This is a genomic window from Bradyrhizobium sp. USDA 223, assembly GCF_044909005.1.
In the GTDB taxonomy this organism is placed as follows: domain Bacteria; phylum Pseudomonadota; class Alphaproteobacteria; order Rhizobiales; family Xanthobacteraceae; genus Bradyrhizobium; species Bradyrhizobium yuanmingense.
In genome coordinates, this window is record NZ_JBIYDR010000001.1 from 4320357 (window position 1) to 4341201 (window position 20845).

General features: G+C 61.9%; 20 protein-coding genes. 3 read left to right on the plus strand and 17 right to left on the minus strand.

What is annotated here, in order from left to right; translation table 11 throughout:
* Nucleotides 1-80: 80 nt before the first annotated feature.
* The 5 genes from ABIA40_RS20020 to ABIA40_RS20040 all read right to left on the minus strand — a co-directional run bounded on the left by ABIA40_RS20020 (nt 81) and on the right by ABIA40_RS20040 (nt 4619).
* Entirely contained in the window at nt 81-2333 is a 2253-nt protein-coding gene (locus tag ABIA40_RS20020) for an AAA family ATPase (RefSeq protein ID WP_404543000.1), read from the minus strand.
* Between the two features lie 2 nt (nt 2334-2335).
* Nucleotides 2336-3112, minus strand: a complete 777-nt coding sequence (locus ABIA40_RS20025; RefSeq protein ID WP_404543002.1) for a metallophosphoesterase — start codon at nt 3110-3112, stop codon at nt 2336-2338.
* Nucleotides 3109-3552: a hypothetical protein gene (locus ABIA40_RS20030; RefSeq protein ID WP_404543003.1), complete on the minus strand. Its 444-nt coding sequence runs from the start codon at nt 3550-3552 to the stop codon at nt 3109-3111. The genes ABIA40_RS20025 and ABIA40_RS20030 overlap by 4 nt, the downstream gene beginning before the upstream one ends.
* Before the next feature lie 177 nt (nt 3553-3729).
* A complete protein-coding gene (locus ABIA40_RS20035; protein ID WP_404543005.1) occupies nt 3730-4305 on the minus strand; it encodes a hypothetical protein in 576 nt (191 codons plus the stop codon).
* Nucleotides 4306-4307: 2 nt separating this feature from the next.
* On the minus strand, nt 4308-4619 hold the full coding sequence (locus ABIA40_RS20040) for an HNH endonuclease (protein WP_404543007.1): 312 nt from the start codon (nt 4617-4619) through the stop codon (nt 4308-4310).
* Nucleotides 4620-4790: 171 nt separating this feature from the next.
* Here ABIA40_RS20040 and ABIA40_RS20045 point away from each other — a divergent pair, with 171 nt between their 5' ends.
* Nucleotides 4791-5057: a multiprotein-bridging factor 1 family protein gene (locus tag ABIA40_RS20045; RefSeq protein ID WP_404543008.1), complete on the plus strand. Its 267-nt coding sequence runs from the start codon at nt 4791-4793 to the stop codon at nt 5055-5057.
* A gap of 172 nt (nt 5058-5229) precedes the next feature.
* Here ABIA40_RS20045 and ABIA40_RS20050 read toward each other — a convergent pair whose 3' ends face one another.
* Nucleotides 5230-5907: a hypothetical protein gene (locus ABIA40_RS20050; protein WP_404543009.1), complete on the minus strand. Its 678-nt coding sequence runs from the start codon at nt 5905-5907 to the stop codon at nt 5230-5232.
* Nucleotides 5908-6692: 785 nt separating this feature from the next.
* Complete coding sequence (locus tag ABIA40_RS20055; RefSeq protein WP_404543010.1) at nt 6693-7982, minus strand: hypothetical protein; 1290 nt, start codon at nt 7980-7982, stop codon at nt 6693-6695.
* A gap of 162 nt (nt 7983-8144) precedes the next feature.
* Here ABIA40_RS20055 and ABIA40_RS20060 point away from each other — a divergent pair, with 162 nt between their 5' ends.
* Nucleotides 8145-8471, plus strand: a complete 327-nt coding sequence (locus ABIA40_RS20060; protein ID WP_404543011.1) for a hypothetical protein — start codon at nt 8145-8147, stop codon at nt 8469-8471.
* A gap of 197 nt (nt 8472-8668) precedes the next feature.
* On the opposite strand, the gene ABIA40_RS20065 is transcribed toward ABIA40_RS20060, so the two are convergent.
* The 3 genes from ABIA40_RS20065 to ABIA40_RS20075 all read right to left on the minus strand — a co-directional run bounded on the left by ABIA40_RS20065 (nt 8669) and on the right by ABIA40_RS20075 (nt 12477).
* The gene (locus tag ABIA40_RS20065; RefSeq protein ID WP_404543012.1) at nt 8669-10681 is read right to left on the minus strand and encodes a DUF6538 domain-containing protein; all 2013 of its coding nucleotides are present in this window, start codon (nt 10679-10681) and stop codon (nt 8669-8671) included.
* An 82-nt stretch (nt 10682-10763) separates the two neighbouring features.
* Nucleotides 10764-11324 carry a hypothetical protein gene (locus tag ABIA40_RS20070; RefSeq protein WP_404546463.1) on the minus strand — a complete coding sequence of 187 codons (561 nt, stop codon included), beginning with the start codon at nt 11322-11324 and terminating at the stop codon, nt 10764-10766.
* 88 nt (nt 11325-11412) lie between these two features.
* Nucleotides 11413-12477: a LysR family transcriptional regulator gene (locus tag ABIA40_RS20075; protein ID WP_404543013.1), complete on the minus strand. Its 1065-nt coding sequence runs from the start codon at nt 12475-12477 to the stop codon at nt 11413-11415.
* Between the two features lie 139 nt (nt 12478-12616).
* On the opposite strand from ABIA40_RS20075, the gene ABIA40_RS20080 reads away from it, so the two are divergent.
* Entirely contained in the window at nt 12617-12985 is a 369-nt protein-coding gene (locus tag ABIA40_RS20080) for a MaoC/PaaZ C-terminal domain-containing protein (RefSeq protein ID WP_271542413.1), read from the plus strand.
* Here the strand turns inward: ABIA40_RS20080 and ABIA40_RS20085 are convergent.
* The 7 genes from ABIA40_RS20085 to ABIA40_RS20115 all read right to left on the minus strand — a co-directional run bounded on the left by ABIA40_RS20085 (nt 12912) and on the right by ABIA40_RS20115 (nt 20783).
* On the minus strand, nt 12912-13703 hold the full coding sequence (locus tag ABIA40_RS20085; RefSeq protein WP_271542415.1) for a crotonase/enoyl-CoA hydratase family protein: 792 nt from the start codon (nt 13701-13703) through the stop codon (nt 12912-12914). The two genes, ABIA40_RS20080 and ABIA40_RS20085, sit on opposite strands and share 74 nt — an antisense overlap.
* A gap of 49 nt (nt 13704-13752) precedes the next feature.
* Nucleotides 13753-14853: an NADH:flavin oxidoreductase gene (locus ABIA40_RS20090; protein ID WP_271542417.1), complete on the minus strand. Its 1101-nt coding sequence runs from the start codon at nt 14851-14853 to the stop codon at nt 13753-13755.
* A gap of 68 nt (nt 14854-14921) precedes the next feature.
* Nucleotides 14922-16121 (minus strand): ABC transporter substrate-binding protein, encoded by a 1200-nt coding sequence (locus tag ABIA40_RS20095; protein ID WP_404543015.1) that lies wholly within the window; start codon nt 16119-16121, stop codon nt 14922-14924.
* Between the two features lie 78 nt (nt 16122-16199).
* Nucleotides 16200-17795: a class I adenylate-forming enzyme family protein gene (locus ABIA40_RS20100; protein WP_404543016.1), complete on the minus strand. Its 1596-nt coding sequence runs from the start codon at nt 17793-17795 to the stop codon at nt 16200-16202.
* 230 nt (nt 17796-18025) lie between these two features.
* Nucleotides 18026-18805 (minus strand): SDR family oxidoreductase, encoded by a 780-nt coding sequence (locus ABIA40_RS20105; RefSeq protein WP_271542423.1) that lies wholly within the window; start codon nt 18803-18805, stop codon nt 18026-18028.
* A 75-nt stretch (nt 18806-18880) separates the two neighbouring features.
* The gene (locus tag ABIA40_RS20110) at nt 18881-19885 is read right to left on the minus strand and encodes an NADP-dependent oxidoreductase (RefSeq protein ID WP_271542425.1); all 1005 of its coding nucleotides are present in this window, start codon (nt 19883-19885) and stop codon (nt 18881-18883) included.
* A gap of 34 nt (nt 19886-19919) precedes the next feature.
* Entirely contained in the window at nt 19920-20783 is an 864-nt protein-coding gene (locus ABIA40_RS20115; RefSeq protein WP_271542785.1) for an alpha/beta fold hydrolase, read from the minus strand.
* Nucleotides 20784-20845: the final 62 nt, after the last annotated feature.

Below are 20845 nucleotides of genomic sequence, written 5' to 3' on the forward strand. Positions count from 1 at the left end.
AGCACGTCGTTCGATCGATTATCGGGTCGTATATAGCGTTCTAGGGCCGCCACGCAGCAGAGGCGGCGCCCAAAACCTCATCACGGGGCGTCGGTCTGGCCGGGGTCGTCGATGAGTCGCAGGAAGGCGCCACGCTCCATCGCGGCCGGCTTCGGCGTCTCCTCCGAACGGGCAGCCTCGAGCAACGCGGCGATCTCGGCGCCGACGACGCTGCTCTGCTCGAACAGCCGCCGCGCCACCGCGATCAGCACCGTCCGGTTGGCTTCGAGCAGGTCATGGCAGCAGCGGTCGGCCTCGGCGAGCTCTATGCCGACCGCGGCGCGGATGTCGACGTAGCGGAGGAACTTCTCGGCGCGGCGTGGATCGCCCAGGTGCGTCAGCGGAGACGGGCCCGACAGACCGAGACTGCCCAACATGGCACAGCTCAACCTAGTGGCCTCCGCGAGATCCTCCTGGGCGCCGTGGGAGGCGTCCCCGAGCAGGACTTCCTCCGCGGCGCGGCCGGCAAGCAGGACCTCGATCCTGGAACGGTAGTCCGTCGCCGTGCCCTCGAACGCGAGCGCCATCGTGCGCATCGACATCCCCAGCCTGCGGTCCGTGAGCGTCGTGTTGGCGACGACGCCGTCGGCGCCGAAGCGCAGCACGTCGACCAGCGCATGGCCGGCCTCGTGGACCGCTGTCCGCCAGCGCAGCGCGTCGCAACGGTCGTCGGCGCCGACGACGGCACGACGGAGGTCGTCGAACCGAAGCGGACGGTTCTCGCAGCGCGCCATGCGGCGCGCGTCCTTGACGACACGCTCGGCGTCGGCGCCGGTCATGCCGGCCGCGGACGCCACGACGGCGGAGATGTCGGCGTCGGCGAGATCGCCGCTTAAGCGCACCCGGAAAATCTTCTCGAGTTCGGCGGGATCGGGCAGACCGACGCGAACGACGTTCTCGAAGCGGCCGGCGCGCAAAAGCGCCGGCTCGCAGGCCTCGACCTCGTTGGTGGTGCCGATCAGGAACACGCCTTCCCGCCGACGTACGCCGTCGACCTCTTCGAGCAGCGCGTTCACGCAGCTTCGGACGTACGAGGCCGAGTGGGAGTGCTTGAGACCGCGACGCGCGACGAAGCTGTCGCACTCCTCCAGCAGAATCACGCACGGCGCGCTCGCGCGGGCGAGCGCGAAGTCGCGGCGCATGGCTGCCAGGAAATCGCCCAGGTGCCCCTCCGCCTGCCAAGCATAGTACGAGCAGACGATCAATGGGATGCCGGACTTCGAGTCCTTGCCTAACGCGCTGCGCGCGAACGCCTCCGCGAACAGGGTTTTGCCGACGCCGGGCGGACCGGCGATCATCACGGCGCTGGAGACGGCGTCCCAGGAGATCCCGGCGCGCCATGCGGCGAGATCGGCGATGGCGCCGTCGGCCCAGGCGCGCGCGGCCGCCATGCCGTGGATCTCGGAGAGGACGAGCCCGCGCGACGGACGCTCGGTGCTCCTCGAAGCCGCGATACGACGTAGCTCGTCGGCGCACGCTTCGGGCGCCCGGTCAAAGCGGACCGCGGCCGCAAGGTCGCCGACGCCAAGATGGCGGAGCGTTTCGGTCGACACCTCCACCGCTGTCCTGACACCGGTGACGACGCGGATCGTGCGCGATACCGTTGCGGGGTCAAGCATCGGCAGCTCGATCCGGTGCCGAGTCGCGTCGTTCACGACTTTCGGCAGACAGGTGCGGCCATCGGGCGAGAACGCGACGAACGGCAGCGCGTAACCGCACATGTCGGCTGCAACCCGTTCGAGCCGCGCCTTCGCGGCGCCCTTGAGCGGCTCCTTAAGCACAACGTAGGCGCCGTCAAGGTCAGTGCGGCGGCCGGGAGCGGTCCTGACCAGGTCGATCATCCGCGGCGCATTGTCGAAGAACATTCCGCGCCACGCGCCCTTCAGCGCGTCGAGCATCGGGCCGTCGGCGACGTCGACGACGACGGGGGCGCCGCCGGAGACCAGGTCGCGCGCCGCGTCCGGCGAAGCGTCGAAGGCGCGCGCGAGCAGCAGCGTCGCGGCGATGCGCGCCGGGTTCGGGGGACATCCCTCGCGGCTCGCGTTCTCCTCGAACTCCGTGTCTTCGTCGACATCCCCCCGCAGGCGCAAGCCGGCGAACCCGGTCGACTGGGCGGGGCGCCGGCGATCGGGTCCACCACCGACGTCGCGCCTGAAGTGCAGGGCATCACGCCAAGCCTCGGCGTAGACCCGCAGCTCGATGGAGCCGATGCCGGCACCTTCGAAGGATGCCGTACGGCGCGCGGTATCGTCCCCGACGCCGAAAGAATGCGACATACTCGTCGTCTCGTTCATGTCTAGACCTCGATAATGAGAAGGGGATCGAACCCGAGATGCTCGTCCGGGTACCCGTGCGGGTTCGACAACATCCGTGTCCGACCGTGGGTCATGCTGTAGGCGAAGTGCATGTGGCCGGAGATCCAGGCGGCCGGGGCGAGGCGATCGACCAACGGCACCATGTCGGTGCAGGCGGACGCGGCCAGCAGGCCGTCACGGTGCGCCGGGGACACGGCCTCGAGCGCCGGCGCGAAGTGTGTCACCACGACCGTCGGCCCGTCGTGAGGTTTGGAAAGCGCATCCTCGAGGAATTCGCGGGACTTTAGGTTCAGCGCACGCGCCTCCTGCGGGCGGAAGCGCGCCCACGGATTCGACTGCCACTTGATGCGCTTGTGGTCGCGTAAGCCCTTGAACGCCGCGCACATTGCCGCTGTGCGCGACGCCTCGCCGAACAGGGTGTAGTCGGACCACAGCGTGCAGCCGAGGAAGCGGACGCCCGTCGCGCCGATCACGGCGGCGTCGTTCTCCAGATAGTGCAGCCCGAGATCAGCGGCGACGCGGCGGCCTTCCTCGATCGCCGCCGGCAGGGCCGCACGCGACCAGAACTCGTGGTTACCGGCCACGACCACGACTTCGAGCGGCGGCGGATAGGCCGTGCGTAGTTCGCGCAACGCGGCGGCGAGACCCTGCCGAGTGTCACCGGCGACGACGATCACGGACGCGCCCGGCACCGGCGCCGGATAACCAGCGAAGCCTGGGAAATCGGCATGCAAGTCGCTCATCGGCTGCAAGATCACGACGCACCTCCCTTCAGTGGGGGCGGCGCCTTCGGCGCGCGGGCGCCCGCGCGGCGACTGCCGAGCCAGATCCGGTGCATCGACCAAGAGGCCGAAATGCGCGCCCGTTTGCGCAGCTCGATCGGCATGCGGGCGACCGTGTGCGACAGCACCAACGCCGCGGCCGGGTCGAAGAAGGCGCAGGCCAGCAGCACCGTCATGCTCAAGTCAACGCGCACGCCGATATGCTCGGGAATGCGCCGTCCAACGACGAGACCGACCGCCGCGGCGGCGTCGCCACGGATCGCTGCGCGACAGTCGGGCATCGTGGCGGAGATGCCGGCGACAAAGTCGGCGACCTCAGCCCGCGCCCGTGCGTCGAAGGATTCAGCCGTCTTCGTGCGCCAGTAAAGGAGCACTGGGGGCAGCGCCTCGCCGCCCAGACATTCGCGTTCGTTCATCAGGCAAAACTCCGTCGTTCGCGCGCAAGGCCGCGCGAGAAGTCGGGATGCGGAATTAAAAGGATTAGGCGAGGGAGGATCCTCGGCGGACCCTGCCCTGCCTCGCCGGGACACGCCCCGTCACGTCACGCCGTGCCGGGCCACGCCTAGCCTCGCGGTGTCGAGCCAAGCCAAGAACTATTCGAGCTGCGACTCCTCGATCAGGAAGCGACCGAAGTCGGGACGACGGTCGCCGATGCCATAAGGGCCGGCCAGGCGGAAGTAGCTGACGAGGTCCTCGCGGTTGATAATGGTGGTGATGAACGAGCCGCGGACGATCGCGCTCCAACCGTCGAAACACGGGCGCGTGCGCGCCACCAGCGCGTCGCCGACGCGCACCATCTCGCGGTGGCGGAAGCGCGGATCGTCCCGGAGCTCCTCGACCCCCTTCGGGCCGTCGTATTCCAGCATCGCAGGACCTTCGGCGACGAAGGCGGCCCGGGTTGCCTTGCCCTTGCGCACCGTCATTGCGCCATTGACGAGCGCGCCCTTGATGGCGGCCGGCGGCAGGCACGGCCGTCCTTCGTGCAGCCAGAGCGAGCCGACCCATTCGAGTTCGGCGATCCGGTGATGGTCGGCGTCGGTTTTGTGCCGCTTTGACGTGACCTTGCCGAGCGCCTTCGCCTGCGGGTCGAGCGGGTCCGCCAGGCGCGACGAGTGCATCAGCATGGGGCCGACGCCGACCAGGCGCAGCGTGATGGTCTCCACCGCCATGATTAGACCTCGCCGTCGGTGGGATCAAACAGGGGCGCCGACGCGGCGATGCTGCGAACGATATCGGCGTACGATGCCGGCCGGGCCGCGTAACGGCGCGCGCGCATCATGCTCGTCACCACCTCGTGGCACTCGCGGCACAGCACCGTCAGATCCCCCTCGCGCTCATCGCCGAGATTTTCGTAGGTGCGGTGATGCGCCTCGAGTTCCTCGGTTGCCGAGCAGAGCAGGCATCGGTGGTGTGCGGCCGCGAGCGCACGACGACGGCTTTCCCGCCAAGCGGCGCTGCGCAGATGCTTCTCATAGTTCACCATCAATCTTGGTCCTCCGCTGGTTGCCGGGACCATGTAGCACGGATTCCCCAAGATCGTATACAAATTATATACGAAAATCTCATTAACCTTAAGACCTGGTTAACGGGAAGCGTAAGATTCTAACGATCGATCACGTCATGAAGCTTCTGCTTTCCGGAAACGACCGAGCCGATGGATGACCCGCTGCTGACACCCTCCTTGCTCCGAGCTGCCCGCGGGCTAATCGGATGGAGTCAGGCAGAACTTGCACAGCACGCCGGCGTCTCTCGAATTGTGATCGCAAAAATCGAGACGACTATTTCGTCTCATCGGTACGATCCGCGCCGTAGAGCGGTCCTCGAGAAGCTGCAGCGTGTCCTTGAAGACGAATGCGGCATCGAGTTCACCTTCGCGAGCGACCAGACAGGCGAAGGTGTACGGCTACGTGCGAAGCCGTGATAGGCCGAACGACACCGCCGCGTTCAATCGCCGAGGCTCACGGAGTTCCCCTAAAACGAACGACTAGTCCCAGAGTAGTCGTTCGAGAACAAAATATTCCATGACTAGTCGAAACTTGAGAACGACTAGTCCACGACTAGTCGCCTCCCATTTACGAGGAGACGCTGAGCCACTATTGGCGGCTCGACCTTCCCAAAGCCCACTTCAATATCCAAGCTCGCAGGCCGCCTCCGTGACGAACCTTGGTCATGCTCAGCGTATCGTCCGGAAACTGCAAGGCGGCGCTCATCGCATCCAACATGATCTGTGGATCACGAGGGCCCTCCACCACGGTACAAATGGTGTTGGCCAACGCGGTCAAGACATTTGCGTCCGACTTCACCAGAAGCAACGCGCTTTCGAGAAGCGTCGGGTTCGAGACGCAGGCGACCACAAGACGCACCAATTCCTCATTCTGGATCAACTCGGAGATCGATGAGGCATCAAGCTTCGACGCAGGCAACTCCTTGATAAGCCCCTGCAGGGCTTCGTTCGAGATAACGGATGAAATCGTCGACTGCAGATCGTTGTCCGCTCGCATCGCGGCGGCCATCGTCTGGATGACTGGCCTCCCGTCCTTGGGCACGTCGACGTGACAGCCGACGATATTCTCTTTTATCTCTCGCTTCTTTCGTTGATCGCGCTTAGTCTGCGCCACGACAGAAGGCTGATGATCGTCATCGTGGACGTACGCATTGACTTGTTTCAGTCGATGCTTTTTGAGCAGGCTCTTCGGCAAGGCGGCGGAGCCGCTGCTGGATTTCGAACCTTGATTCCTGCCTCCAAGGCCACCGGTCGCATTAACTGCCATTCACTGGCCAGCCGAAGACTGGCCTCCCTGAGTTAGCCGTCGGAATCGGTCGCAACGCTTGCATCCACACACGGGCGCGCGTTTGGGAAATCCGAAGGCGTCTAGCCAAATTTTCAAAGGGGGGCGCGAGCGCGATCGGTGCCAATAGCGGGCTGCTTAGTGGAGAAGCCGCCGCGGCAAGGTCCAGGTCCCTCCATGGACCGGCCTGCCCCTCAGGGAGCAGTAGACACATCATAGGTAGTTCTCTGCCGCCAGCCCGGCAAGTACGCGACCCAAACGAGGTTAAAATGTCTTAACGATATTCATCGGCGTCACAGTGCGCGACCGCCGAACGCGGTCATTCGTGCATATGAAGAGCAGCGCAGCGGAGAGAATATCGGAGGCCCGTGACGGGTCAGTCGGCATAGCAAATGCGGTAAGATAGGGACCTTGGCGAACGTCGATAAGCCAAGGACTTTGCCCGCCCGATCGGCTCGAGGCGCGGCTTGCCACGAAGGAAGCTGATTTTGGTCGCCGCGAGGCCCACTTCAAGTTGACGCAGGTCGACCTCGCCAAAGCGCGCAAGGCATCGACGAACAGGTGGCGGCCGAGCTGCGCGCTGAACGCACGCGTCGCCAAAGCCGAGGCGTTCGCACTAGGTTGATACTAACAGCCAATCATGGGGCGGTGACCCGAGAGGCTCTGTTCGAAGGCAAGCGCGCGCTGCCGGCGTCCATGATCCTTCGGGGCCCAGTCATTCGCGAGGGCGCCCGGTTGCGCAGCCCTCCTGCTCTAAACATTCGTGGCTAAAACATTCTCCTGATCCGCTCTTGTAGCGCCTGCGCTGCTGTGAGCTGCCGCGAGACGGCATGCGCGACAAGATCAAGGAGCGCCTGGCGGGCTTCCTGATCCTTGGACAATTCTGCCGCATGTTCGGATACCAGCACGTCGAGAAATTCCATGAAGGCATTAGAGGCCCGGTCTTTGAACCATTTACCTGTCTGGGGATTGGCTTTGATTGTCTCAGTGATCCATCGCAAACCTTGCAGGCGAAGCGGTTTGCCTACACCCGCCGCAAGGAAGTTGCAGACCCCTGCAAGATTATCCTCGTCACCCGAAAGACGGTTCGCGGCCCATGCCTCGTAAAGATTGGCACCCGCGGCGATAACTTCCGCGCCATTCGGGAGACGCGCAAGCCGGTCAGTCTCGCCGAAACCGAGAACATGCCGCTCGATACGCTGACCATAGTACCACGGCCTGCCTTTCGACCATTCCTTGTTTAAGACGCAGAATTCGATCATCGGCCGCCAGCGCTGCGCAAACCCGGCTGGATCGGTTCCTTCTGTCAGGAGCGCGAACCAGCAACTCAAGAAGTGGCCGATTGCGTAATGGCCCTTGGCACCCAGCGCGAAGACTGGCTCCCACAGGGCGCGGCCAGCATCGACCGGGCTCTCCATAACAAGGCGCGCGAGCTCATCAAGAACGGCATAGCCGAATTCGTGCATGGGCTGGTAATCGTCATCAGCATTTTTGCCGCTGCCCGATTGCCACCACGCCTGATGCGCCCAGAACCCGGAAACGAGCCGGCGACGATCTTCCAACTCCCCAGTCGCGCGGGCAGAACCGGTGAGAAACAGCCACGCAAACGCACGTTGCATAAAATGCGTGTCAAGGCTTCCAGACAAGCGGCGGCCCGGCTCCTTGGTAAAGCGCCTGCCGTCGCGCGCGTACCGGCGCTCCCATCGCTTGTATTCGAAACCTTCGACCCGCTTGGCTATGCCGAGCGGATTGATGCTCTCTACAGAGGTGTTACCAGCGGACAGGCTCCGCGTGCGAAGCCAATGTCGCCAGCGCTGCCAGCGAATTCCGTCACCGTCATCATCTCCAAACCGCGGCGCCAGCATGGTGAGACCCGACCAAAGTAACGCCAGGTAGAGGAGCCGCCACCAGCGCTGACCAAGGGCCACGCGGTTCTGGTAAGCAAGCCCTCGCGGATCAGCGTGGGGGTTCTCCTTCTGAAACTGCCCGATCAGCAAGATTGATTGGCGGCTGTAATGATCGACTGTTTGCGAGCTTCGTTGAACGACCGAAAGCATGGAGGCCTATCCTGGTGTTAGTCGATACGTCCCCTAACGGTCGCGGCGGCAAGCGGCAATGGCCCTCGCATCTCAGTGGCCTCTTGAAACCGCCCCACGAGGTGCAGACATCTGGGTCACGGGCCATAAGGCCCGCGTCATCTAGTGGAAGGAGAAGTAGAAATGCCCCCGATCCAGGGCTATTCGGCCTCGGTCGAGGCCGCCAGGCAGGCGCTCGAGGTCGCGCAAACCGCGTTGCCGCGGGATGTGGGACAGGCAGTCACGAACGCCGGGTGGACGTTCCTCCGGGATCGCTTCGACGTGCAGGTCCTGATCGATCACATCACGTCGAAAGCCGAAGACGACGACTTCGTTAGCAAGCTGCACGCTGCGGCCGACAAGGCGAGGCAGCAGCAGCCGCAGCGCGGTCGGCCGCCCAAGGCAACCAGCGACACCGCCCACAAGCACGTTAGGGACGACGAGAGCCCGATCGTCCCGGCGACTATCTAACGCTTGACCACGGATTCTAGCGTTAGCTTCCGATCGGCCCTCGGCCATTGCTGAGAGGTTCGCGCGGCTGTATCATGGATACATCCCCTCGCGTGCAACAGTGAACGGGCAAGCTGAGGAGTTTCAGGGATTTATCGGGAAGTTGGTAGCGGGAGAGGGACTCGAACCCCCGACCCCAGGATTATGATTCCCGAGCTCTAACCGGCTGAGCGCGGCGAAGAGACGTGACGGTTGCGAGCCGCTTTCGATCGAGTGGGCTGCGAAAACGGCGCCACTTGCTTGGCCTCCACCCAGGGGATCAGGTTGATCTCGTGCGGCTCGAGGTCGCTGGTAATCACCGGAAGCTTCATGACGAACTCGAACAGCGTTTCGAGCTCGTGCGGCTCGCAGTAGCGCTCGCTGGTTTCGCTGTCGCCACCATGACCGAGGAGATCCGCACGATCCTCTTTGGTCAGCCGCTTCTTTTTCAGTTGCGCCCCGAAGAGATGACGCACCGCGTGAGCGCCCAAGCCCTTTTCCGTGACGTCGGCGGCGGTGAGGATAGGCTTGAACAGCTTGTAAAAACGATCGCCCAAGGGCGAACGGCTGCTGGGAGAAAACAGGTCCGGGAAGAGCAGCTTGTATCCAAGCGCCTTGATTGTCCTGACGTAATCCAGGAAGCCCAGCCGGATCAACTCCGGATGCAGAGGTATGTTGCGTTGGGACTGAGGATTCTTGATGCGCCTTTGCTCGTTGGCGGCGATATGAATGTATGGCCTGCACCCTTCGTGGTCCGGGATGATGTCGTCCACCATCGCCCCGCAAAGTTCTTCGCGCCGCGCCCCCGTGTAGTAGATGAGGATCGGAACGAAATACAAGGCGCAGTGAAAGACCTGTCGCGCGCCCTCCTCGCCCGATTCGCCCAGATCGTCCCAGCCAGCACAATTGACGAACGGCGGGGTCCGAAAGATCGCCGCGGCGCGTTCGATCGGCAATTTGGGCCTCTCGTCACGAGCACGCTTGTTCTTTCCGCGTTTTTTCGAGCGCAGCTTCGTGACGTCGATTGCTTCGAGGCTCTTCACGCCGCGCGCAATGGCATAGTCGAAATCCTGGCCAAGAAAGGTCAGATGTCGATTGAGGGTATCGCCTTCAATGCCGCGTTTGGCTTTCTCGACCGATCGGCCTTTCTCGCGAAGCTGCTCGATCGTCAGGCGCTCGTCCTTCGGCGACTTCCCATAGTTTTTGTAGATGTCGAAACGGAGGAAGTCGACGAACTTGCCGACGTGCTCCTGGGTCAGTGCGTTGATGTCGTGAATTCGCTGGTCTTGAACCATGAACTTCGCGAACAATTTCGATATGCTCTCCGCCTGGCGCTGCGTCTTTGCGTCCCAATTACCATCCCCAACCTGCTGCTGGGCAAGCCGGTCCGCGAACTGCAGAAAGTCCGCCATTGGGACAAATTGACGAGCGGCCGAAGGTTCGGTCGTAGGTGGATCGGCTGGGCGATCCACCGCAGCTCCCACGGTCGAGGAGACCGGCTGCGGAGGATCGTTCTTGGCAAGGACCAGGCGATCCACCAGTCCCTGATCCTCGACCCTCGTGCCGCCATAGCGCCGGTCATGCTCGGCCAGCGCCAACCTCATTCCGCGGAGATACGTACCCTGGGCCACCGCTATATTCATGGCCGTCGGAACGGCAGCGACGCCCTCGATCATGGTCCGAAGGATGTGTTGCTTGGTCGGGATCAGTTCGTTGACGCGGAGCATCGCGAGATGATCTTGCACCGCCTCGATGTCGGCTACCGTTAGCCCATCCTGGGCCATGCGCTGGCGATCCTCGGCGCGCACGACCGCATTGACACCCTGGGCATCCAGCAGCGCGTAGGCCCAAAATGCCCTCTTGTCGTCGGCCCTTGCCTGCTCAAGATCGAACTCCGGTGAGCTCTTGGCCGCGAAGGCGACCCGGTCGAGCTTGGCCAAATGCCGGTCGACGAAAGCATGGAGCATTGTCTCGATTTGAGACCGCGTCAGATGCGGGTCGGCGCCATCGGCAAGCATCGCGACATCGTCCAGGATCAGGTTGAGCTGGGTGGCCAGGCGACGCGCCGCTGCACGGCTCGTCGTTCGCAGGCTCATAGAAACATGCGGCCGGCCAAGGCAATTGGCAAGCTTGGGAGGCGTGCGGCGCCGCCAATAGTAGACGGCTTGGCGGCGAAAGATGTGGAAAGCCATTTCCGAGCGACACCCTGTGCAGCAGTGATGTGTCGCAGAGCTGTGCATCAGCTCCTCAGCCAGGCTGGTTTCGTCAGCAATTTCAGGGGAAGCGGAGCTTCTGGCTGGGGCGGGAGGGATCGAACCTCCGAATGGCGGAATCAAAACCTGTTTGATTATTCAATGATTCCAATGAGCGTTTGGAAAAAATAGCCGCATTCGCCTCTAGAAAAATCAATTGCTTAGCAGACGTTTCCAAATGAGGAAGCGCCTTTCCCGGTAAGGGATCCGACCGGCACCGACCTGCTCGTGTGAGCGTGATGAGACCATCGATCAGCTTGGGAAAGACGAAGGAATCGGCCGCAAGGCCGAGACTGGCAGCCGCCGCAATGCCCCGGCGCCGTACAAACCAGAGATTAACGACCTGTTGGCTGACAAGACTAAGCCCGTCGATCGCAGCGCCTCGTAACATCGCGAAGCCGAGAAGCAGCATCAGGGCGGATTGAACGAAGGCGTCGATCATCGCCTGAACCTTCTCGACCCGGTTACCCATGGTGGACGCCTCCCGCTTGTAGACGCCGGTGATGGACTTGATCTCGGCGCGGTGCCGGCCGAACACCTTTTCCATCGCGTCCGAGATTTCGTCGACGGTCGTTGGTGTCACCTGGCGAGTGATCTGCCATTACTGCGACCCGACTGTCCCATGCGCCCACTACAACTCTGTAGCTATACTGAACGCCCTGCCCTCTCAATTAGATTTGTCGACGATTCGGCGCACCCGGCGATGAAGGTGGCAATGCATCAGCTGCATTATCCAACGAGGCACGCGAAGCGCCCGCGCGTGCCTCGACTGCGAGCGAGGAAATCAAGCTAACGCAAAGTTGCGTCAGCACTGACGCGGCGTTTGCCGATAGGCCGCGCTGTGCCGTCAGCATGCGGCGCCCAATGGCGTCGCGAATTTCAAGCCGCGCAACTTCAATTGCGGCGCTCTCGCGCCTGCGGAGCAACCATGCGTTCATCGTGACTGTCTCTTGCGGCAATACCTGAACCAGCCCCTCGGCCTGCGCGAACAGGACGGCAAGAAGCGCAAGCCCGAGGCCGCAACCGGCGGCGGCAAAATGGTTAGCCACCGGGTTGACCCGAACGACGCTGCGAGTACCCGCCGCTTCCGAGAAATACTCCAATAGATGCCTTTGATTGGGCCGAATACTGCGAAATGAGACAAAATCGGCAGTATGGCCGATGATGTCGTGATCCCTCAGCTCAGGCAATGATCGGGGCGCAGAGCGTCCGGCAAGGTACTGCTCGGAGGCGAATATCCCCATCGGCACATCGGCGACCCGCTTTCCAATGAGATCGTTCTCACCCGGATCTCCCATCCTGATGACGTAATCCAAATCGCTCGTTGCCAAGCTCTGCTGGTTCACCGTGGAGATTATTTCCAGATAGATTCGGCTATCGCGCCGCCGCAGCTCCGCAACCCGCGGGAGGAGCCAGTGCTTGGTCATGCCTTCGGTCGCCGATATCCTGACCACGGACGATCGCTGCCCGACCCGCGAACGCAGATCACGATGAAACGACTCGAATGCAAGCATCATATCGCCGGCCGAGCGTTGCAGGTCCTCGCCTTCCCGCGTCAGCTTCACGCCGGACGATGCGCGAAAGAACAGGGGAGCGGCCACGTAGCGCTCCAGCTCCTTCAGACGCCTGCTCAATGTCGGCTGACTCATACCCAGTTCGTGCGCGGCACGGTTGACGCTTCCGGTGCGCGCCACCACGGAAAACAAGCGAAACAAATCCCAGCTTGCCTCGCTCATGCTCTCGTCCCTTGCGCAACGAAAACACTGTCAGAGCGCGGTCGTTATTCAAGATTACGGTCCCCGTTGAACAAAATCGACATGGCCTTCCCTGCAGTACAAGGGAATATGCCAAAAGTCGAAACAACGGACGCCAGCGATGGCAAAAATCACACTTGGAGCGATCAGGGATTTCGTGGGCCAGGATCTCGGAAAGTCCGATTGGGTCACCATCGACCAGTCCATGATCGACCAGTTCGCCGCCTGCACCGGAGACAGCCAGTGGATCCACGTCGACGCAGAGCGTGCGAGCAAAGAAAGTCCTGCAGGCGGCACCATTGCCCACGGCTTCCTGAGCCTGTCGTTGATTGCACCGCTTGGCATGGACCTGGGGCTCGCTCCGGTCGACGCATCTGCCGTCTTCAACTATGGTCTGGACAAGGTCCGCCGGATTTCTATTTCCCGCGGAACACGGCCGAGCGACGTTCCACGAAGGACTGGATGCCTTCTTTCATGTCTTCGCTGCTGAAGACGCGATCCTTGATCTTGGGAATGTAATCGATCGCGGCTTTCTCGGCGGCCTCGATGTATTTCAACGCGGCCTCTTTCGTCACCTGAATGCCGATCGGCGCGTTCTTGGCGATCAGATTCGCAATCTCCATCGCGCGCGCAATCTGCTGGCCGGGTGCAACGACTTCCTGAACGAACCCGATCTTGTGAGCTCGGGCTGCGCCGAACTCGTCACATAGGAAAAGGTGATACATCGCGTCTCCCCAGCCCGCCCGCGTCAAATACCGGAAATGGGCACCACCAAGAGGCGCGATCCCGCGCTTGGATTCCATCTGACAGAACCTGGCGTCGTCGGCCGCCACGACGATGTCGCCAGCCAGCATCATTTCGATTCCGATCGTGAAGCAGATCCCCTGCACGGCCGTCACAATCGGCTTGCGGCACCGGCTCTTCAAGGCGAACGCATCGATGTTGCCGGGCTTTAGCTCGGTATTCTCGGCCTTGGGTCCGAAGAATTTCGGCATATCCAGCCCGGCCGTGAAATCCGGCCCCTCGGCGCACAGTACCCCGACCCAATAATCGTCGGTGCGATCGAGAAGCGTCATCGCATCCGACATCTGCGCCATCATCTGCGGGCTGAAGGAGTTTTTCTTCGCCACGTTGTCGATGATGATCTTGAACACATGCCCGTGCACTTCGGTGCGTATCTGGCCGACTTGGGTCTTGGCGTCGCTCATTGCTCGTCTCCGAATTGCTTCCAGCCGACTGCAGGCACCCCTTTCAGCCTTAGCTCAGCGCAGCGAATGCAGTCCGTTCGAAGGCCATCAATTCCTCCGTCCGGCCCTCGCGTATCTTCAGGAGCCATTGCGGATCCTGAAGCAGCGCCCGCCCGACCGCGACAAGATCGAACTCCTCGCGATCGAGGCGGCGGATCAGCTCGTCGAGGGACGCCGGACGGGAGCTCTCCCCGCCATATGCGGCGATGAACTCGCCGGTCAGGCCGACCGACCCGACCGAAATCGTCGGCACGCCCGTCACCTTCTTGGCCCATCCGGCGAAGTTCAGATCGGAGCCATCGAACTCCGGCTCCCAGAAGCGCCGTTGCGAGCAGTGCAGAATATCGACCCCCGCCTCGACCAGAGGTTTGAGCCAGGCTTCCAACGCGCGAGGCGTATCGGCCAGCTTCACTTCGTAATCCTGCTGCTTCCACTGGCTGATGCGGAGCAATATCGGAAAGTCCGGTCCGACCGACTTGCGCACCGCGTGGACGATATCAGCGGCAAACCGGGCCCGGCCCGGCAGGTCCTTGCCTCCGTAGGCATCCTCGCGACGATTGGTGCCTTCCCAGAAGAATTGATCGATTAGATAGCCGTGGGCGCCGTGCAATTCGACGGCCTCGAACCCCAGGCGCTTCGCAGCAAGCGCCGCATCGGCGAAAGCGCGGATCGCGTCTGCGATGTCCGCTTCGCTCATCGGCTCGCCGAATTTCTTCTCCGGCCGCGACAGACCCGACGGACTGTCGTAGGCGCCAGGAGGAGACCAATCCTGGGCGCGGGTGCGAACGGCTCCGACGTGCCATAACTGCGGTGCCATCAGACCACCCGCGGCATGCACCTCGTCGACCACACGCCGCCACCCCGCCAGCTCCTTCTCCCCGTGAAAACGGGGAACGTTCGGATCGTTCAGGGATGCCGGACGATCCACGCCCGTACCCTCCGATATGATGAATCCGACCGCTCCTTCGGCACGCCGGCGGTAATACCGCGCGACGTCTTCGGTCGGGATTCCGCCCGGAGAGAATGAGCGCGTCATCGGCGCCATCACGACCCGGTTCGGCAGGTTCAGCCCTTTCAGCTTGAAAGGTCGGAAAAGAACGTCGCTGGACATCCATACTCCACGAGTAAGCTGGTCGTGTTACGGGCTCAAATCACCCGCGCTGCATTCAGAAGGTGCATTCACTTTCCGTCGGCGCTGAGTACGCTACCAAATTGCTCCCACGTGGTCCCATTCCAGCGCTGCAGCTGCAGCTGCGTATACGCCATACTGTTTTCGGGGCCCGTGTTGATGATGACGCCTGGTATAACAGTGGGAAGCGACAGCCCGCGGATGCTGCGCGATTGCCTGACGATATTCTCCCGCGAGAGATCGTTGCCACATTGCTTGAGTACCTGCTCCAGGAGCTGTCCCTGCTGCGTCCCGAACAGATAATTGTTGTCTCCGATATCTGCGCCCGGCAGGTATTTGGTAAAGAACTCGCGGTACCATTTGATGCCGGGATCGTCGGCCCACTTCTTGTCATTCGGATCCTTCGTGATTGTCGCGGCGACTATGCCTACGGCCTTTTCCGGTCCTGCGGGGACGATGGTCGAGGACACCGAGCTCGAAACAAAGTTGATCAGGAACAGCGGCTTCCACGCTATCTCATCGGCCTTCTTGATGGCCTGCGCTGCGAATTTCGGCGTGCCGGCCACCAAAAACGCCGATGCGCCAGACGATTTCAGCGAAACGACGTGGGAATCAATGGTCGGCTCCGTCACTTCGTAGGACGACGCGACGACTTTCTTGTCGAAATCGTCCTTCAAATAGCCCTTGAATGCATTGACGAAGTCCTTACCCAGATCGTCGTTCTGGTAGAGGATGGCAATCTTCGCGTCCGGCCGGGTCTGGGTGATGTATTTCGCGTAGATTCGTCCCTCGGTGTCGTAGCTCGGCAATCCCGTCGTGGTCATGGGGAATTCAGCGAAGTTCGTGAATTTTGTGACTCCGCTCACGACAAACAGATGCGGGACTTTCTTCGCGTTGACGTACTTGATAGTAGCGCTGATGCCGGGCGTACCCAGCGGGCCGAACAGGAACGCCACCTCGTCACTTTCCACGAGTTTCCTGGTCTGCTCCACCGTCTTGGGGGGACTGTAGGCATCGTCGTAGGTGACGAGGTTTATCTTCCGCCCGTTGATGCCGCCACGCTCATTGATCGAATTGACGTAGGCGATCATGCCCTTTCCGGTATTGCTGAGCGGCGAAGCGGGGCCGCTGAAAGGGAACGTCGCTCCTATCTTTATCTCGGATTCGGTGACGCCCGGCGTCTGCGCATGCGCGCCGGCTATGGATGCCGCGAGCGCGGCTACAATCATGGCGTTTCTCAACATTGTCATCTCCCTTTGGCGACAAGTCCGTCGCTAACGTTCTTTCTTAAACCGGCATATTGCCGTGCAAATCACACCTGACGCCCGTCAGCCAGCGGCTGCCGCACGCGACGCCTTCGGGGCAGCCTGATCGTTCGCCATCTCCCGCAGCTTGTGTTTCAGTATCTTGCCGGTGGAGGCCGAGGGCAGAGCGTCAAGCACAATCAATTCGGTCGGACGCTTGTAGGACGTGAGCAATTGGGCCGTGTACGCCATGAGGTCTTCCGCGCTGATGCTCGCACCGGGAAGAAGCTGAACGAACGCGACGACCTCCTCGTTGCCCTCGACCTTTCGTCCGACGACGGCCGACTGAACGACCTGGTCGTGCGCGTTCAGGACCGCTTCCACCCCGGCGGGATAAACGTTGAAGCCGGAGCGGATGATAAGCTCCTTGGTGCGGCCGGCGATATAGAGATGCCCCTTGCCGTTCACCCGCGCGAGATCTCCCGTGTTGAACCATCCCTGCTCATCGATCGCCGCCGCCGTCAGGTCGGGCGCACGATAGTAGCCCAGCATGATGTTCGGACCTCGAACGTGTAATTCGCCCACCTCACCGGTCGCCACCTCTTTTCCTTGTCCGTCCACGATCCGGTGCTCGATGCCGGGAAGAAACGGGCCGACCGACTCGTCCGGAACAGGCTGTTCCGAACGGACCCCGGTGAGGCCTGGTGAGCATTCCGTTATGCCGTAATTGTTCAGCAGCGGGATTCCAAACTCGTCCTCGACCCGCTTCTTGAGATCGAGGTCGAGCGGAGCGCCAGCGACCGCCATGATCCGCATCCTGCCCCGTTCGAGCCGTTGGATGCCCTTGACCGCCTTGTGCTCAAGCAGCCGCTGATATGTGGCAGGCACGCCGAACAGGCTCGTAATCCCCTCCTCGGCGATGGCATGAGCCAGCGCAGCGGGATCAGCCTTGGCCACGACATGCAACGTGCCGCCGTGCATCAGCGTCGAAATCAGCAGGATCGAATACCCGACGATGTGCGACATCGGCAGCACGCCGTAAATGCGGTCGCCTGGACTGCTTCGGCGAAGGATTCCCGACGTCCTTGCGGTGAAGAGGAGGTTGCGGTGGCTCAGCATGACGCCCTTCGGCGCACCGGTCGTGCCCGAGGTGTATAAAAGGCCTGCGACCTGGCGGGCGCCATCCTTCTCGACGGGCTCCGCTTCGGCATCCGCATTGAGAGGACCGATGCCGATGCCGCCGAACGGCCCCACGGCGCCGATTTCCGCACCGATGCGGCTGGCATGGTCGGCCGCTTCCTTCGACAGCGCCGAGTTGAACAGCACGCGTCTGGCGCCACTGTGCGTTCCGATGAGATCGATTTCCCTGGGCGAAAGGCGAGGATTGACTGGAATGCCCCAGGCATCGAGCTTGCTTGCCGCGAAGAGCATCGCTCCCAGGGCCACGCTGTTCTCGCTGGCAACGATCAGGCGATCACCAGACCTGATGCCCAAACCGACGAGATCCTTTGCCGCTGCGTCGACTGCGTCCGAGAACTGCCGGTAGCTCCAGGCACGACCGCCTTCCATAAAGGCCGGATGATCCGGAATATCCCGCACGAACGGCGCGTAGACCTCGTGCACCCTGGACGGCAGGCCGTCCAGCAGTTCGGCTGCGGTGAGCTCGTCCACGCTCCTCATGCCATCCTCCCCTGTGCCTTGTTTTCGGCAGCGTTGCAGCCCCCTTCGACCGGGAGGTCCGCACGCTCATTGCTATCGGCAGATGGAGTAAACCGTTCTAAAATAGAACTGTCAAGGCGACTGTATGGCCGGTCGGGCCATATTCTATGGAGTCGCCAATAGATGCACAGAATTCCAATTTGGAATTGTCCACCTCCTCAGAATCGTTCGAAGGGATCAGCTAGGCGCGCCTACCATTTCTCGACCCACGGCCGCAGCACGACTTCAAAGGCCCAGGTCGAGCGATGTTGGCGGTGCAGTTGCAGATAGGTCTCGGCAATATGAGCGGGGTCGGCCATGTTGTCGTCGACAGTCGTTCCCGCCAGCCGGTGCGCCCGGGTGCCGTCCTCCTGAGTCCAGCCGATCGCGGCGTCGATCGGCACATTCGCCACGTGGATTCCACGCGGCATCAATTCTCTCGCCATGCTTTGCGCGAGTCCGGACTTGGCATGGCATGCCATTGCAAATGGCCCACCTGATGGAAAGCCCTTGAGCGCCGCGCTGGCGTTCGTGAAGATGATCGTTCCTCGCGCGCCGTTGGCATCAGGCTCGTTTCCGAGCATCAGCCGAGCGGCCTGTTGGCCCACCAGAAACGCAGAGAACGCGGCGTTGCGAAGCGTCTCGAACGTCATGACCGGGTCGGCCTCGACCACCGTCTTGCGGAAAATGCCGGAAACGCGACCGTCGATGTTGTGCACGACAAGCCTTGGCGTCCCGACCTCTTGAGCGACGTCTTTGAATAGCTGCGCCACGGCCGCCGGTTCGCTTGCATCGCAGGCGTACCGACGCACGCCGTGCATCTTTTCGAGTGTCTCAAGGACGGCTTTTTCCGGATTCCTGGCTGCGACGGCGACACGCATCCCGTTTTCCGCGAACAGCCTGGCGCAACTCGAGCTGATACCAGGGCCGCCGCCGACAATGAGTGCAACGTCAGGTGTGGAAGTGTGAGTGTCGCGGGGGGACTCAGTCATGTTGCTTCCTCCAATGTGTTTACCTTGTTGGTCACAAGTCAGGGCTTCACAACGCGAGCAGCGTCATTGCGGGACCTAGTGCGTCACGGCAATCACGACCTTGCCCTTTGCGCGCCCGGTCTCGACATAGGCGAGCGCGTCGCCGGTTTTTTCGAACGGGAAAACCTTGTCCACGACCGGACGGATCACCCCAGTTTCGATCAGGGACGTGATTTCGCTCAGTTGCTGTCCCTGCGCACGCATGAACAGGAATGAGAAGCGCACACCGAATTTTCTGGCCTTCTTCCGCACACTGCGGCTCAGCAAGCGCATCACCAGTTTCAGGAAGAGGTTCATGCCCTGCTCCCTGGCGAATTCCGGGTCAGGCGGCCCGGAGATCGAGATGAGCAAGCCGCCCGGCTTAAGCACGCGCAGAGATTTTTCAAGCGTCTTGGCGTCCTGGCTGTGCAGGACCAGATCGTAGCCCGACAAGACCTTCTCGAAATCCTGCGTCTTGTAGTCGATGACCAGGTCCGCGCCGAGACTTTTGACCAGCTCGACATTCTTCGCGCTCGTCGTCGTCGCCACGACCGCACCGAGATGCTTGGCGAGCTGGATCGCGAAAGTCCCCACGCCACCGGAGCCAGCCTGGATGAAGACCTTCTGGCCAGGCTTCAGCTTGCCCACCTCGACCAGCGCCTGCCAGGCGGTCAGTCCCACCAGCGGGATGGAGGCGGCCTCTTCCATGCTGATGTTCGCAGGCTTCGGCGCCACGTCGGCTTCGTTCATCGCAATGAATTCGGCGAATGTTCCGATCCGATGATCGCGCGGCCGTGCGTAGACCTCGTCGCCCGCCTTGAACCGTCTAACATTGCGGCCGACCCTGACAACTGTTCCGGCAACGTCATGACCCAGAATGAAAGGCGGACGATACGGCAGGATGAGCTTGAATTCCCCACCCCTGATCTTGGAGTCGAGAACGTTCACGGCTGTTGCGTGGATCCGAACCAGGACATCGTCGTCCCGCACCTCCGGCTCCGGCATGGTTGCCAGGCGAACAGCGCCTTTCTTCTCGTATTTGTCGACGACGAATGCCTTCATGATGTCATCTCCAATCTGGAATCTGGTTGCGGCGTCAGGCGTCGAGGAACGACAGCGCCTTCGGCACGAAATCGGCGTGGTACTGGAAAATCCCCCCATGCCCGGCATCTTCGTAGATGACCAGTTGTGCGCCCGGGATACGCTGTGCCATGTCGGTGCTGTTTGCGGTCGGCACCATGATGTCGTTATCGCCATTCGCGATCAGGACCGGGATGCGGAGGCTGCCGAGATCCTGAGGCGCCTGCTGGCCCCAACTCTTGATCGCCTTGAGCTGCCGCAAGAGGGCAACTGGTGTGGCTGCTTTGTCCCGATCTGCCTTGCGCTCCTTCAGCCTTGCGAGAAATTCGTTTGCGGCTCGGCGGCCATTGGCCGTGGAGGTGAAGAACAGGTAGAATTTGGGGTCCCGCAAAGTCAGCAAGCCCTTGATCATCAGCGGCCAGGACACCGGCCCAACCTTCTCGATACCTTCGCCGCCTGCCGGACCCGTGCCGGTCAGAATCAGCTTCCGCACCAGGCCAGGGGCTCTCAGCGCGACATCCTGGGCCACGAAACCCCCAAGGGAAAAGCCGAGCAGATCGATTTTTGCAAAGCCCAGCGCGGCGATCAGAGCGATCGTGTCTCGTGCCATTTCGCCAACCGTAACAGGCGCCTTCCCGCTTGAAGCACCGATACCGCGGTAGTCAATCGCGATCACGCGATGCCTGGTGGCGAGCCCATCGACGATTCGTGGATCGAAATTGTCGAGAACCGCGCCCCAATGGTTGAGAAGGATCAGCGGCACGCCGGTGCGCGGACCGATATCGCGATAGGCAAAGGTTATTCCTGCGGCACTGATCGAGAGATTCGGCGCATCGACATAGCGCACGACCGATCCCGAGTGGCTGACATAGTTTGACATCACTTGCTCCATCGTTCGGCTGGCACCGGAACCACCCGGAATCAGCGCAATTCCCTGTTCTG

What these genes read in the sequence shown, in the direction of transcription:
- ABIA40_RS20020 (WP_404543000.1), bottom strand. Translation starts at nt 2,333, where the DNA reads ATGAACGAGACGACGAGTATGTCGCATTCTTTCGGCGTCGGGGACGAT.
- ABIA40_RS20030 (WP_404543003.1), bottom strand. Translation starts at nt 3,552, where the DNA reads ATGAACGAACGCGAATGTCTGGGCGGCGAGGCGCTGCCCCCAGTGCTC.
- ABIA40_RS20035 (WP_404543005.1), bottom strand. Translation starts at nt 4,305, where the DNA reads ATGGCGGTGGAGACCATCACGCTGCGCCTGGTCGGCGTCGGCCCCATG.
- ABIA40_RS20040 (WP_404543007.1), bottom strand. Translation starts at nt 4,619, where the DNA reads ATGGTGAACTATGAGAAGCATCTGCGCAGCGCCGCTTGGCGGGAAAGC.
- ABIA40_RS20045 (WP_404543008.1), top strand. Translation starts at nt 4,791, where the DNA reads ATGGATGACCCGCTGCTGACACCCTCCTTGCTCCGAGCTGCCCGCGGG.
- ABIA40_RS20050 (WP_404543009.1), bottom strand. Translation starts at nt 5,907, where the DNA reads ATGGCAGTTAATGCGACCGGTGGCCTTGGAGGCAGGAATCAAGGTTCG.
- ABIA40_RS20055 (WP_404543010.1), bottom strand. Translation starts at nt 7,982, where the DNA reads ATGCTTTCGGTCGTTCAACGAAGCTCGCAAACAGTCGATCATTACAGC.
- ABIA40_RS20060 (WP_404543011.1), top strand. Translation starts at nt 8,145, where the DNA reads ATGCCCCCGATCCAGGGCTATTCGGCCTCGGTCGAGGCCGCCAGGCAG.
- ABIA40_RS20065 (WP_404543012.1), bottom strand. Translation starts at nt 10,681, where the DNA reads ATGGCTTTCCACATCTTTCGCCGCCAAGCCGTCTACTATTGGCGGCGC.
- ABIA40_RS20075 (WP_404543013.1), bottom strand. Translation starts at nt 12,477, where the DNA reads ATGAGCGAGGCAAGCTGGGATTTGTTTCGCTTGTTTTCCGTGGTGGCG.
- ABIA40_RS20080 (WP_271542413.1), top strand. Translation starts at nt 12,617, where the DNA reads ATGGCAAAAATCACACTTGGAGCGATCAGGGATTTCGTGGGCCAGGAT.
- ABIA40_RS20085 (WP_271542415.1), bottom strand. Translation starts at nt 13,703, where the DNA reads ATGAGCGACGCCAAGACCCAAGTCGGCCAGATACGCACCGAAGTGCAC.
- ABIA40_RS20090 (WP_271542417.1), bottom strand. Translation starts at nt 14,853, where the DNA reads ATGTCCAGCGACGTTCTTTTCCGACCTTTCAAGCTGAAAGGGCTGAAC.
- ABIA40_RS20095 (WP_404543015.1), bottom strand. Translation starts at nt 16,121, where the DNA reads ATGACAATGTTGAGAAACGCCATGATTGTAGCCGCGCTCGCGGCATCC.
- ABIA40_RS20100 (WP_404543016.1), bottom strand. Translation starts at nt 17,795, where the DNA reads ATGAGGAGCGTGGACGAGCTCACCGCAGCCGAACTGCTGGACGGCCTG.
- ABIA40_RS20105 (WP_271542423.1), bottom strand. Translation starts at nt 18,805, where the DNA reads ATGACTGAGTCCCCCCGCGACACTCACACTTCCACACCTGACGTTGCA.
- ABIA40_RS20110 (WP_271542425.1), bottom strand. Translation starts at nt 19,885, where the DNA reads ATGAAGGCATTCGTCGTCGACAAATACGAGAAGAAAGGCGCTGTTCGC.
- ABIA40_RS20115 (WP_271542785.1), bottom strand. Translation starts at nt 20,783, where the DNA reads ATGTCAAACTATGTCAGCCACTCGGGATCGGTCGTGCGCTATGTCGAT.